The sequence below is a fragment of the Streptomyces sp. NBC_00829 genome (genome assembly GCF_045161795.1).
Lineage (GTDB): Bacteria > Actinomycetota > Actinomycetes > Streptomycetales > Streptomycetaceae > Streptomyces.
In genome coordinates, this window is the sequence record NZ_CP108867.1 from 8,033,927 (window position 1) to 8,046,252 (window position 12,326).

The 12,326-nt window shown below is 72.1% G+C and carries 9 protein-coding genes; 2 read left to right on the forward strand and 7 right to left on the reverse strand.

What is annotated here, in order from left to right; translation table 11 throughout:
• Positions 1 to 14: 14 nt before the first annotated feature.
• Positions 15 to 4,199, reverse strand: a complete 4,185-nt coding sequence (gene eccCa / locus OG293_RS35810; RefSeq protein WP_406002910.1) for a type VII secretion protein EccCa — start codon at positions 4,197 to 4,199, stop codon at positions 15 to 17.
• Positions 4,200 to 4,255: 56 nt separating this feature from the next.
• Positions 4,256 to 4,711, reverse strand: coding sequence for a WXG100 family type VII secretion target (locus OG293_RS35815; protein WP_406002911.1), 456 nt, complete (start codon positions 4,709 to 4,711; stop codon positions 4,256 to 4,258).
• A gap of 189 nt (positions 4,712 to 4,900) precedes the next feature.
• On the opposite strand from OG293_RS35815, the gene OG293_RS35820 reads away from it, so the two are divergent.
• Entirely contained in the window at positions 4,901 to 5,515 is a 615-nt protein-coding gene (locus OG293_RS35820; RefSeq protein ID WP_406002912.1) for a hypothetical protein, read from the forward strand.
• 22 nt (positions 5,516 to 5,537) lie between these two features.
• On the opposite strand, the gene OG293_RS35825 is transcribed toward OG293_RS35820, so the two are convergent.
• The 5 genes from OG293_RS35825 to OG293_RS35845 form a co-directional block, all read right to left on the reverse strand.
• Positions 5,538 to 5,861, reverse strand: a complete 324-nt coding sequence (locus OG293_RS35825; RefSeq protein ID WP_406002913.1) for a hypothetical protein — start codon at positions 5,859 to 5,861, stop codon at positions 5,538 to 5,540.
• An 85-nt stretch (positions 5,862 to 5,946) separates the two neighbouring features.
• Complete coding sequence (locus OG293_RS35830) at positions 5,947 to 8,724, reverse strand: right-handed parallel beta-helix repeat-containing protein (RefSeq protein WP_406002914.1); 2,778 nt, start codon at positions 8,722 to 8,724, stop codon at positions 5,947 to 5,949.
• 43 nt (positions 8,725 to 8,767) lie between these two features.
• Positions 8,768 to 10,114, reverse strand: a complete 1,347-nt coding sequence (locus OG293_RS35835) for an EsaB/YukD family protein (RefSeq protein WP_406002915.1) — start codon at positions 10,112 to 10,114, stop codon at positions 8,768 to 8,770.
• 71 nt (positions 10,115 to 10,185) lie between these two features.
• Entirely contained in the window at positions 10,186 to 10,500 is a 315-nt protein-coding gene (locus OG293_RS35840) for a WXG100 family type VII secretion target (RefSeq protein ID WP_406002916.1), read from the reverse strand.
• A 49-nt stretch (positions 10,501 to 10,549) separates the two neighbouring features.
• On the reverse strand, positions 10,550 to 10,915 hold the full coding sequence (locus OG293_RS35845) for a WXG100 family type VII secretion target (RefSeq protein ID WP_406002917.1): 366 nt from the start codon (positions 10,913 to 10,915) through the stop codon (positions 10,550 to 10,552).
• Positions 10,916 to 11,431: 516 nt separating this feature from the next.
• On the opposite strand from OG293_RS35845, the gene OG293_RS35850 reads away from it, so the two are divergent.
• Positions 11,432 to 12,169 (forward strand): rhomboid-like protein, encoded by a 738-nt coding sequence (locus OG293_RS35850; protein ID WP_406002918.1) that lies wholly within the window; start codon positions 11,432 to 11,434, stop codon positions 12,167 to 12,169.
• Positions 12,170 to 12,326: the final 157 nt, after the last annotated feature.

A 12,326-nucleotide genomic window follows, 5' to 3' on the forward strand; every position in this document is an offset into this window, starting at 1 on the left:
CGCGGTGCTGCTGTCTAGGCTTGGGTGTTGGCGGTCTGGGCCGGTGCGGGACCGGAAGGGGTCCCCGGCCCGCTGTCGTCCCGGGTCTGGCCGTGGCCGTGGTCGGCGGAGCCGCCGGAGGTGCCCGGCGGCACGTCCCGTTCGTCCAGTGCGATCTGCACGAGCGTCGGTTCGGCGCTGCGCCGCACCAGCAGACCCCGGCCGGGCTGTCGGCGGCGGGCTCGCCGGTCGCCGATGAGGGCGCCTTCGCGGTGGTCGCCGGAGAGCAGCAGCCCGTCGGTGCCGATCTCCTTGAGCCTGCTGAGCAGCGGGTCCGACATCAGGGCTCGGCCGGCGCCGCCGACGCGGCGGGCCAGCACCAGGTGGAAGCCCAGTTCGTCGGCCTGCGGGATGAACTCGGCCAGGGCGGCGAGCGGGCCGCGGCCCATGCTGCCGGAGGCGAGGTCGTAGTCGTCGGCCACGACGTAGAGTTCCGGGCCCTGCCACCAGCCGCGCTCGGCGAGCTGGGCGGTGGTGAGATCGGCCGGGGGGATGCGTGAGCGCAGTGTCTCGGCGAGGGCCTGTGCCTGTCCGGCCACCAGGTCGGCGTTGCCGCCCCGGGCGCCGAGGTACTCCTCGGGCACCACGTCCAGCAGGCTGTGCCGGTAGTCGACGACCATGAACCGCACCTCGCGCGCGGAGTGCCGGGCGGCCAGGCCGCGCATCCAGCTACGCAGGAAGGCGGTCTTGCCGGAGCCGGAGTCGCCGAAGACGGTGAAGTGCGGGGCGCCGGACGTCAGATCGAGGCCGACGGTGCGCAGGTCGGACTCGCGCAGCCCGATGGGGACCTCACGCTCGCCGATGCCGGGTCCGTGGCCCTCCCAACGCTCGGCGGGGGACGGCTCGGCGGCGGTCGCCAGTTCACGTACGGTTATCCGCTCCGGCAGCACGCGCAGCGCCGGAGCCGCCGCCGTCCGCCAGCACTCGGTGATCCGGCGCACCAGCGCCTGCTCGGCGTCGGCGAGCCCGTCCAAGTCGTCCGCCCCGTCGAGCCGGGGCAGCGCGATGTGGTGAGTGAGCCCTGGTGAGGCCAGTCCGCGCCCGGGGATGCTCTGCCCCAGTCCGCGGGCGGCGGGGCGGTTGATCTCGGACTCGGACGGGTCGTTGAGGCGCAGTTCGAGGCGGCCGGGGATGTTGTCACGCAGGTTGACGCGGATCTCCGCCCAGCGGTTGGCGGTCAACCACAGATGGACGCCCACGCCGAGGCCGCGGGTGGCGATCTCGGTGAGGGTCTCCACGGCGGTCTCGTGTGTGGTGTGCAGGGCCGCCCAGTTGTCGACGGCGAGCACGATGTCCGCGGCGCGCACGCCCTCGGGCAGCTCGCCCCGGGCGCGGCGGGCGCGCAGTTCGGCGGCGGACTGGATGCGCAGGTCGCGGAACATCTGCTCGCGCGCGGTGACCAGGCGGCTGACCTCGGTCAGTACCCGGCCCACCCGTTCCTCGTCGCGGCGCCCGGCGACACCGGCCACATGGGGTGCGTCGGCCAACCCGTGCAGCGAGCCACCGCCCATGTCGATGGCGTAGAACTGCAGCTCGTCGGGGGTGTGGGTGAGCATGGCGCTGAGCATCGCGGTGCGCAGGAAGGTGGACTTGCCGCTCTGCGGCGCCCCGACCAGGGCCAGGTGCCCCTGCCGTCCGGTGAGGTCCAGCACCAGAGGGCGCTGTTCCTGGCGGGAGGGTACGTCGAGGACGCCGACGGGTAACTTCAGCTCGCCCGCGAAGGGCCACTGGATGCAGCGCAGGCCGAGGTCGGCGTCTGCTTCGGGCTCGCCGAGCAGCGGGTCGAGGGGTAAGCGGGGCGGCAGCGGCGGCAGCCACACCTGGTGTCCCGGGGTGTCCTTGTTCAGCAGGCGTTCGACGGCGATCTGGAGTTCGGTGGCGCCCGCGTCCGGGTCCCACTCCCAGCCGGCCGGCTCGCTCTCCTCGGGGGTGAGCGGGGCGAGGTCGCCGTACACGGCGTACGGCACCGGTTCCACGGCGGAGCTCGCCGCCTCGGTGTCGTGCTCGCGGTAGGGCGCGGAGACGTGGGCGACGCGGAAGCGCTCGTAGACGGACTCGTCGACCTTGAGGTAGGCGGAGCCCGGGATGGCGGGCAGCGTGTAGGCGTCGGAGGTGCCGATGACGGCGCGCGACTCGGTGGCGCTGAAGGTGCGCAGGCAGATCCGGTAGGACAGGTGCGACTCCAGGCCGCGCAGCCGGCCCTCCTCCAGCCGCTGGGTGGCCAGCAGCAGGTGCATGCCGAGCGAGCGGCCGACGCGGCCGATCTGTACGAACAGGTCGATGAAGTCGGGCCGCTGGGAGAGGAGTTCGCCGAACTCGTCCACGACGATCAGCAGGTACGGCAGCGGCTCCAGCGGTTCGCCGTGCGCGTCGGTGCCGCCGGCGGCCTGGCGGAGCTGGTACTCGCGCACCGAGTCGACGTTGCCGGCCTCGCGCAGCATCCGCTGACGGCGCTGCTGTTCGCCCTGCAGAGCCTGCCTCATCCGGTCGACCAGCGCGAGGTCGTCCGCGAGGTTGGTGATCAGGCCGGAGACGTGCGGCAGTTCGGTGGCGCCCGCGAAGGTGGCGCCGCCCTTGAAGTCGACCAGGACGAAGGCCAGATGCTCGGGCGCGTGCACCATGGCCATGCCGGTGACCAGGGTGCGCAGCAGTTCGCTTTTGCCGGAGCCGGTGGCGCCGACGACCAGGCCGTGCGGGCCGATGCCGCCCTGTGCCGACTCCTTGAGGTCCAGGGAGAGCGGTTCGCCGGTGCCGGTCACCCCGATCGGGATGCTGAGCAGGTCCTTCCGGTCCGGGGCGCGCCGGGAGGCGGCCGGGTCGAAGGCCGCGATGTCGGGGAAGCCGAGCATGCCGGAGAGGGAGACGTGCTCGGAGAGCACCTGGTCGCGTTCGCCGGACAGCCTGAGCGGGGCCAGGGCGCGGGCGGTCGCCTCCCGGACGGCGGGCGCGGTCTCGTCGGCCACGGCCTTCTCTACCGGCGCGTGCAGGCCGGGCGTACGGCCCTCCAGGACGAGGCCGCCGCGCCCATCGATGCGGGCGCGTACGTCCACCCGGCCCGGTTCGGAGCCTTCCTCCTGGACCAGGCACACCACATGCAGTCCCAGGTCGGGCCCGGCTTCGGTGAGCAGGTCGGCGAGCAGCGCCGCACGGGTCCAGGGCGCCTGGGGGTCGTAGTCGTCGAGGAAGACGACGAGGTGGCGGCGGGCGCCGGTGTCGCGCTGGGTGACGATGCGGCTGTTGCGCTCGGCACGCGCGGCGACGGCCCGGTCCAGTGTGCTCTGCAGGTGGTCCTGGAGCCCGGCCAGCTCGTCGGCGAGCAGGGGGACGACCTCCTGCTCGCGCAGCTGCGCCTCCTGGTCCGGCTGCTGGGCGTGCGGCAGCCATTTCACCCAGTCCCAGGCGGAGTCGCCGCCGGTGACAACGGCGACGCGCACGTCGTCGGGGGCGTGCAGCACCGACAGCTGGAGCAGCAGCGACTGGGCCAGCTCGCGGGTGCGCGGGCGCGGGCCGAGGAGGCTGACGACCCCGGCGCCGCGCAGGTCCAGCCAGGCGGCCTGGCCGTCGACGGTGCCGTGGGTGCGGACGACTTCGGCCGCGGCGTGCTGGGAGAGGGTGTCGATGTCGGCGGTGGGGTCGCTCTGGACGGGCATCTGCAGCCCGTGCGCGGAGGGGGCCGTGCCGGTGCCCACGCGCAGGTACAGGAAGTCGGCGTCGCCGGGCCGCCGTTCCCACACCCGGCGGCGTTGGGTGGCGATGGCCCACAGCCGGTCGGGGTGCGGGTAGTGCCAGGCGTCCGCCGCGCGCTGGGCGGCGCCGTTGTGCATCGCCTGCTTGCGGACGCTCGCCAGGTACTCCGAGTAGCGCTCGCGCTGCCGGTACTGGTTGCGCCGCCGGCTGCCGCGCAGCTGCATGCGCACACCGATGGTGATGCCGACCGACACCACGACGAAGGCGAAGCCGAGCAGGATCATCCACGCCTTGCCGTAGGCGACCATGTAGGCGGCCATGCTGATGCTGGACAGCAGCGGCAGCAGGAGCATCAGCCAGCCCGCCGCCCCTTGCTGCTGCGGCTGTTGGGGCGGGTTGGCCAGCGTCGTCCTGCCGTCCGGCATCGGCGGGGGCGTCATGCGGACGGGGCGGTGGAAGGGTATGCGACTCACGGGGGCTGCCTACTGACGGGGCTGAGGGCTGACGGGCGACGGGATGCGGGCGGCGGTCAGCCGGGGAAGGTCATGGTGACCGCCGTCTTGTTGGTGTCGGTGACTTCCTCGGGCGGGGTGTCCTTGGGCGGATCGCCTTCGCCGCCGCCGGAGGTCAGGGCGTTGCGGAAGTCCGTGAACAGCCTGACGATGCCGTCCTCGGCCTTGCTGAAGTTGCCGGAGGCCATGCCGACCCCGTTGGCGAGGGTGGGCAGGACGCCCTTGCTCGGGTCTTCCTTGGTGCCGAACAGTTCGGTGATCACCCGCAGCCACTCCCGGGCCACCTCGTCGGCCTCCGAGGCGGCCTTGCCCTGCCATGCGATCCGCAGTCCGCCGAGTGTGGTGCTGATGAGGCCGAGGCTGTCGGAGACGTCCTGTGCGAGGTTTTTCACCTGGGCGGCGGTGGTGTTCATGCCCCTCGGGGAGACGTCGATGACGGAGACGTCGTAGTCGGCTTGGCCGCTGTCAGCCATGACTCACCTTCCTCGGAAGTCCCGCGAGAGCGGGGGGTGTTGTCGCGAGCGCGGGATCTCGCAGTCGCGCTGACAATTCCTTACATAAGTGATAAACCTGGCGGAGGTTCCGTGGGGCCGCCGCCCCCAACACCGCACCGCCCGGCCGACGGACCGCGAGGCCGGCGCGAGAATGCCGAGGGAGACACCGTGACCGACCCGATCAACTCGCAGCACGACACGACACCGCTCCCCGCCGCGGAGGGGGGTGACGACCAGAGCGAGCCGGGAGCGGACCACGGCAAGGACCTCAGCGGTCTGGTGCCGACCGACAAGGTCGCCTGGGGTGAGCCGCCCTCCTTCAACGACGATCCGAAGAAGATCCCGTCCGACAGCGGCAGCGAGGAGCAGGGCGACACGGACCCGTCCGGGGACCTGAAGATCGACCTGGGCGCCATGCGCACCACGGAGAAGTCGGTCCTCACCGAGACCCGCGCCGCGGTGGCCAAGTACGAGGAGGTCCGCTCCAAGGTCATGGCGACCAAGGACAGCGTCTTCGGCCAGGGCGCGAAGGAGCAGGGGAAGTACGTCTTCAACCCGGCCACGCAGGGCCAGTCCTGGCAGGAGGGCGAGGACAACCCGTTCGCCGAGGCCGGCGCGCAGTTCGCCGCCGACATGAACCCGGCGCAGGAGCGGGCGTTGCTCCAGGTGGGCTCGGCGCTGGAGAAGCTGGGCGAGTACATCGCGCTGATCAACCACTCCGGGCAGGTCTACGCGCACACCGACCGGGAGTGCCGCTTCCCGGACCCGCCCGCCGCGCGCTGAACCGGCCGCCGCACACCTCGCCTCAGGCATTCTGCTGCCCGTCGTCGAGGTTGCCGAAGTTGGCGGCCTCCGCCTTGTGGTAGTTCCAGTAGCTGGTGGTCATCCGGTGGATGATGTCCTCCAGCAGGTACTCCAGGTCGTGCTGCGCCGTGTGGAACCAGGTCTTGATCTCGTCGAAGGTGCTGTAGGACGGGGTGGCCCAGTGGGTGCCGATCTCGTTCATCTTGGCGTCGATCGACGCCATGGTCGCGGTGATGGACGCGGCCTCGCGTTTGACCGAGCCGATCGCGTCGTTCAGCGCCGCGAGGTGGGCGCGCCACTCATCGGGAGTCAGTTGTTCCGCCATCGGTGGGGCACCTGCCTTTCACCAGATCCGAAGTCCAATCCCGGCGCGCGGTCGGCACGGTCGTCCCGTTCCGCGCCGTCGGCGGTCACGGAGCCTCGCCGGGCGGGAGGTCTGCCGGCAGCAGCGAGGTGAGCAGGTCCGGGTCCGCCGAGGCCAGGTCTGCGATGCTCAGGCCCAGCTCGGCCACGCGCTGGGCGTGCCGTTCGGTCATCAGCTGGAAGACCTGCCGGGCACTGCGCCCGTTGCCGAATCGCTCGCCGCGCGGCAGGGTCTCGAAGTAGCCGTGCAGCGCCTCGGTGGTCTCGGGCGCGACGGTGTACTCGTGGCTGTCGGCCTGGTGCCGCACGATGCGCACCAGTTCCGCGGAGGAGTAGTCCTGGAAGCGGAGGGTGCGGGTGAAGCGGGAGGCCAGGCCCGCGTTGGACTCCAGCAGCCGGTTCATCTCACCCGGGTAGCCCGCCACGATGACGACCACTTCGTCACGGTGGTCCTCCATCAGCTTCACCAGCGTCGAGACGGCCTCCGCGCCGAAGTCCGTCAGGTGTCCCTGCGGCACCAGCGAGTACGCCTCGTCGATGAAGAGCACCCCGCCGAGCGCCCGCCGGAAAACTGCGGTGGTCCTGGGCGCGGTGTGTCCGACGTACTCGCCGACCAGGTCGCCCCGGTCAGCCTCCACCAGGTGGCCGCGGCTGAGCAGTCCGAGGGCGGCCAGGAAGCCGCCGTAGAGCCGGGCGACCGTCGTCTTGCCGGTACCGGGGTTGCCGGCGAAGACCAGGTGGCGGCTGAGCGGCGGCGGTGAGAGCCCCGCGTCCTGCCGGATTTTGACCATCTGCATCAGCTTCGTGAGGTTCAGCACGTCCCGCTTGACCCCGTCGAGACCGACGAGCCGGTCCAACTCGACGTGCAGGCCGGCGAGTTTGTCCTCGGCCTGCTCGGCGTCACCGGACGCCTCCTGGTCGTGGGCACCGCCGCCGTCCGCCCCGCCGGCCGGACCCGCGGCGTGCGCGACGGCGGGCACGGCGGTACGCCCCTCCCGCGCTTCCGCGGGCGCCAGCGTGGGCAGTACCGGCTCGGACACGCCCTCCACCCGGCAGTCCTCGGCCGTCACCTCCGCCTCCTCGTCCCGCAGCAGGTCCTGTTCGGTCCCGTCCACGGTGCAGCGGCGCAGCAGGACGCGGGAGCGGGCTCCGGCGTAGACGGCGGGGAAGCGGCTTCCGGTGAAGTGGCAGTCCTCGTAGCGGCCTTCGCCGCCCTCCTCGACGAACAGTCCGTTCTTGGCGGCCGATGCGACCGTCGTGCCGCGGATCCGGGGCCGGGCTCCGGCACGGACGACGATGCCGCTGCCGGCTGGTTCGCGGACCGCGCCGCCCTCCACCACCGCCGTGCTGCCCTCCTCCAGCAGGAGACCGGCGGTGCCGCTGCCGGTGACGGTCACGTTCTCCAGCTGGGCTCCGGTGTCCCGGCCGATCCGCACCCCGGTCTCCGCGGTGCCGGTGATCTCGCAGTCGGCCAGCAGCGGACGGTGCGAGGTGCGCAGCCGCACCCCTTCCCGGGTGCCACTGATCCGGCAGCCGCGCAGCGCGGCGTCGCCGTCCTCCACGCACACCCCGGCCAGCCCGGCGCCGCTCACCTCGCAGTCGTCCGCGAGCAGTTCGGCACGCTCGGTCACGCGCATCCCGTACTCGGGGCTGTCGGCGACGGTGCAGCCGCGCACCCGGGCGCGAGCTCCGCCGCCCAGGTGCAGGGCGCTGTAGGCGGTGTCGCTCACGGTGCAGCCGGTAAGCGACACAGCGGCCCCGTCGACCGCGTACAGCCCGTTGGCCGCGGCGCGGGCGAAGGTGGAGTCGTGTGCCACGACCGTGCCCGAGCCACTGACCACGAGCGCGGTGTCCTCGCAGTCGAGCGCCCGCACCGCCGTCAGCTCCGCGGCGGCCTCGGCGGTGACCAGCACCGCGGCGCCGGAGGTGTGGTGCACATGGCACGCGTCCAGCAGGACGGCGCTGCCGCCGTCCGCCAGCACTCCGGCCCCGGCGGTGCGGAAGATCTCGCAACCGCGCAGCCGCACGCCCTGGGTACCGCGGATCGTGCGGGGCTCGACCTCACGGGGAAGGGCCGAGCCCCTGTTCTGGGGGTGCGGGTCGCTCTCCCGCACCGGGCTGCCGTCCGTGCCCGCCATGCCGCGCAGCCAGACGCCCTGGCCGCCCGTCTCGTGCAGCCGGCACTCGCGCAGCGTGGCGCCCGCGTGCCCCTCCGCGAAGACGGCGGCGGCGCCGCTGCCGCGTATCTCGCAGCGGGTCAGGGTCGCGTGGGCGCCGGCGGTCAGAACGACGCCGCGCCCGGTCGCTCCGTCCAGCAGCGCGTCGGTCAGTTCGGCACGCGCCTCGTCGCCGGCCACCAGGCCGTCCCCGGCGCAGCCGCCGACGGTCAGGCCCTCCAGCGTCGTGCGGCTGGTGCCCGAGAGCCACAGGGCCGCACCCTCGGCCTGCCGTACCGAGCAGCCGGTCATAAGCGGTGCCGCCGTTCCGGCGACCTCAACGCGGCCGCCGATGATCTCGCAGTCCCGCAGCACCGGTTCGCCGCCACGCAGCAGCACGGCCGCCTCGCGGGGCGCGGTGGCGGACAGGACGAAGCCGCTCAGTTCGGCACGGCCGGCTTGCACGGTCAGGGCCGGGCCCCGCGCGGCGACCAGCCGCACCTCGCCCTTGGCGACCAGGCTGACGTCCTTGTTGAGTACGACGCTCTCGGTGTAGGTGCCGGCCTGGACGGTGATCACGGCGCCCGGCCGGGCTCCCCGCACTGCCGCTCCGATGGTGCGGTGCGCGCCCCAACTGCCGGGCGCCACCCGCTGCGCGGCCGCCTTCACCGTGGGCCCCCGGCCGTTGCCCGGGCCCGCACGTGGCGGCCGGTCACAGACTGCTCCCCAGGTTGGCCAGCCAGCCGAAGAGGCCGAAGACACCGACGGCCAGCGGCAGAGCGACCACCGCGAGGAAGGTGGCCACCGCCGACGGCCACGTGGGACGCTCCTGCTCGACGGGGCGCAGCGCGGCACCGAAGGCGAGGAACAGACCGCAGCCGACCAGCACCAGCCCGGCGGCGAAGGCGGCGAGCGGCCCGGCGGTGCGGGAGTCGAAGAGAAACTCGGGCAGCCGGATCGCCAGCGCCAGTAACCCGATCACTCCGGCGGCCAGTTGTGGCATCACGGCGGCCAGTACCCGCACCGAGCCTGCCTGGAGCAGCAGCCCGACGCTGACCACGGCGGCCAGGGCGAGCGCGCTGGTACCACGGGAGGCGCTCAGGACCAGCAGCGCGGCGGTGAGCACCGTCGCGGTCAGCACGCTGAGCAGGGTGAGCAGCGCGTTCCCGCGGCGCACCACGGTGGCCACGTCCGCACTGTCCAGGGCCGGCATGCCGGTGTCCGGTCCGATGGGGACGAGTACCGCGATCTGGCTGCTCACCCGGGGCAGCAGGCCGGCCACCAGGTACAGCGCCAGGGCCACCACGGCGGCCGAGCCGGTGAGGCCCGCGTGCAACGCGGTCAGCGGCACCACGCACAACGCGGCCACGGCGGTGACCAGTTGGAGGACCACGGTGGACGGCGCCGGCAGCGCCACCAGCCCTGCGAGCGCGCCGAGCACGGCGGTGATCGCGACCAGCACCGGGGTGGCGACCGGCCCGTGCAGCGGTGCGCCCAGTCCGGCGCAGGCCATCAGTGGGCAGGCCGTCAGCGCCAGGAGCTGGCGGACCCCGCCCGGCAGCGGCCAGTTCTTACGGGTCGCGTACCAGGCGAGCAGCGCCGAGGCCAGCGCGGCGAGCGCGAAGAGCAGCACGGCCGGACCGGCCGACCGGTGTGCCCCGAGCCATCCCGCGGCGACGACGGTCACCAGCAGACCTGCCCCCAGCGCCGCCTGGGCGCGGCGGCGGGCGCTCCACAGACCGCCGTGCTCACGGGCCGTCGTCACCTGTTCGTCCAGGTCGGTGACGGTCAACTCGCCCCACTCGCCATCCCGGTGGTCGCGCAGGTAGAGCGTGGCACCGTCCACGATGCCCGCGCCGGCCAGTGAGTCGCCGGGGGCAAGGAGGGAGCCCCCTGACTCGGCCAGCGACCAAACGGGAGGCATCGCCTCGGATTCGGGCTGGCCGCACAGGGCGGCGAGCCGAGGGGCGTACTCGGCGATCGGGGCCTGCGCCGGGAGCGCGAGGTCGACGCGCCTGCGGTCACCGACCACGGTGACCCGGCAGCGTTCATCGGGCACGGACGATTCCTTCGGTGGTGTCGAGCTTCAAGGCCGCGGGGCGTGGCGGGACCCGCACGCCGCAGGGGGAGTCAGTGCCGCCAGGTGGAAATGTTCGACCACTCGGCGTCGCTGTAGTTGTTCCAGTTCACGTGCATGGCCTGGGCGATGCGGCCGAGCACTCCGTCGGGTCCGAACAGGCCGTTGGCCGCCATGTCCCACTCGTTCTGCATGTCCTGGTAGTAGGTGGCGGCCCGGCTCTCCCGCCAGGCGTCCACCAGTGGGGTCAGCTGGACCTTGAGGCCCTGGAGTTCGCCGGAGACCTCGGCGGCCCTGGCGTTGAGCCAGCCGCCGGCCGCGGCGAGCCCTTCGCCCACGTAGATCGGGGTGCCGTCGACATCGGCCATGATTCGCTCCTAGTGGTTGCGCCGGGATGGGCGGCGGAACACGCGGCTGTCAGGAGAAGTTGGTACCTGTCGGGGGCTTGGGCACGTCATCGCCGAGCGCGATCAGGTTGTTCACGTTCTGCTGCTCGGAGTCCTTGTAGTTGACGTAGTTGCCCTGCAGCCCCTTGGAGATCCCCTCCAGGGCGTCGTGCAGCATCCGCGCGTAGATGTCGTACTCGGCCATCAACGTCTGGAACTGGTTGTGGGCGATGCCCTGCCAGCTTGCCTCCAGGCTGGTCACGTACGTCTTCAGCTCGCTCAACTGCCCGGAGATCTCGGCAGCCGTGGACGAGGTGTTACTGGAGGCGTTGGCCAGGTACTCCGGTGTCACCCGGTAGGTCACACCGCCGACGCTCACGGAAGGCTGGTCAGCCATGGTGGGGTCCGCCCCTCTCGTTCGACACCCGTGAAGTCAAACACCGCCGCGGCCACGGCCGGGGCGTCGCGGACCCAAGTGAGCAGCGATTGAGCAGGTTCTGAGCTGCGGAGAGACGCGACCCCGCGCGGTGGCAGCGCGGGTCAGCTCACCGCTGACGGCCGGCGCTCACTCTGGTGCAGTGCCGCACGGGTGCACGCAGGGGTAACGATGTTGACTGGATCTACTGCGCGACACCCAGGATTTCTGCTGCTGGATGAGGGACGGCAACCCTTTGCTCCCGTACTCCTGGGCGCCGTGCGCGGTTTGTTCTGGTTTTTCTGCCTCGCGCAGGCGCCCGAGGCTCTGGCGACACGGAACGTGGCCTGGTAGAACTCAAGGGCTTTCTCGTGCCCAGTCGTGAGCGTGCCGCGCCACCTCCCAGACTGGGCGTGGGCCCGTGACCCGGCCCCGGCCGCGATGGCTGCCGGTACCCCGCCGATCACCACCTCGGATAGACCTGGACAATCTGACGGCATGAACTCTCAAACCCCGTCGGGCCGCCTGGGCGGATTGCTCCGCGCCGCCCGGGAGTACCCGCGCCGTGCACCGCTGACCCTCGCCTATGTCTGCCTGCTCCTGGTCAGCCACGCCTGGATCGGCCACGGGATGTCCGCCGATCGGGCGGCCACCCTGTTGGACTACCTCAGCACCAACCTGGACAACCTCCAAGACCACCCGATGACCGCGCTTCTCGGGAGCGTGCTGTTCTTCGACGGTCCGCTCACGGATGTCACCTCCCTCGAATTCGTGGGTACCTTGATCACCTTGGGCCTCGGTGTCTGCTGCTTCCTGGCCTGGGCAGAGCACCGGTGGGGAAAGGCGCGCGCCGTAGCCGTGTTCCTCGGCGGGCATGTCGCGGCCACCCTGCTCACCGCTGTCGTCACCACCGTCGCGCTGCAGCACGGCTGGTATCCAGCGGCCGTGCGGCAGGCCTTGGACTTCGGGGTCAGTTACGGCGCCCAGACCGTGCTGGCGATCGGCATACTCGCCCTGCCTCGCTGGGGCCGCCTTCCCTGGGCGGTCTTTGTGCTCGGCTGGCCCATCGGCGGTGCCGAGTGGACCGGACCGCTGCCGGACTTCACCACAGTCGGCCATCTCATCGCGGCGGTCCTTGGCTTCGGGCTGTTGGCCGTCCCGGGTTTCCGGCGGCCACGGGGCCGGGCTGCCAGGTTGTCTTCCGCTGCTCGCGGCTTCGGGGCGGACCGAGGCTGAGTTCCGGAGTCGATGTCACCGGCACCGAAACAGAGACACCCGCATCGGTCTGAGCCCCAGCGACCACGAGCGTGAGACGAGTGCGGCAGCAGCGTCTCACCGCTGGTTGTATGTGCCCAGCTCAACTACGAGTGGTCGGCACGGCGACAGGGCTCTG

Coding starts and splice junctions, on each gene's coding strand:
- OG293_RS35815 (WP_406002911.1), bottom strand. CDS start 4,711: ATGGCTGACAGCGGCCAAGCCGACTACGACGTCTCCGTCATCGACGTC.
- OG293_RS35825 (WP_406002913.1), bottom strand. CDS start 5,861: ATGGCGGAACAACTGACTCCCGATGAGTGGCGCGCCCACCTCGCGGCG.
- OG293_RS35840 (WP_406002916.1), bottom strand. CDS start 10,500: ATGGCCGATGTCGACGGCACCCCGATCTACGTGGGCGAAGGGCTCGCC.
- OG293_RS35845 (WP_406002917.1), bottom strand. CDS start 10,915: ATGGCTGACCAGCCTTCCGTGAGCGTCGGCGGTGTGACCTACCGGGTG.
- OG293_RS35850 (WP_406002918.1), top strand. CDS start 11,432: ATGAACTCTCAAACCCCGTCGGGCCGCCTGGGCGGATTGCTCCGCGCC.